Source organism: Arthrobacter sp. SPT-J7 (genome assembly GCF_059089965.1).
On record NZ_JBNHFF010000583.1, the window covers coordinates 1 to 409 of the forward strand.

1 pseudogene is annotated in these 409 nt (G+C 65.0%); it reads left to right on the forward strand.

The annotated features are described in order from the left end of the window. Positions 1 to 136: 136 nt before the first annotated feature. Positions 137 to 409, forward strand: a pseudogene (locus AC5RWX_RS34380) (hypothetical protein); the annotation flags it as partial.

Consider the following 409-nt stretch of genomic DNA (forward strand, 5'->3'; position numbering starts at 1 on the left):
TTACTCTTATCTGACGCAGTGCTGTCCGCTGGGGGGCAGATCAACCCGCGCCGAGACTTGAGGTGACGTGAGCATGATTTCCCAGCACAGCGACGACGGATCGAATGGCAGTAGACGACCTGGCGCGTATTTGCCCGTGCGCACCCTTGCCCTGGCAGCAGCTGCAGCTCTCTTGGCCGGGCTCGCCGGAGTATGGTGGCCCGACCGCCAAGCGTACGGTGCGGTCCAGTATGACGAGGGTGCCGTACCGGCAGGCACCGCCAAGCAAGTATCCCCGCAGTCCAATATGCTGCTCCCCGTCGCCAGCATTGAACCAGCGATGCGGATGGCGTCTGCCGGGTGGGACGATCCCGGCCCGTCCTGGGTTTTCCCATTCGATCCGCCGGGTGGCCCGGAGGGGGACGGCAAC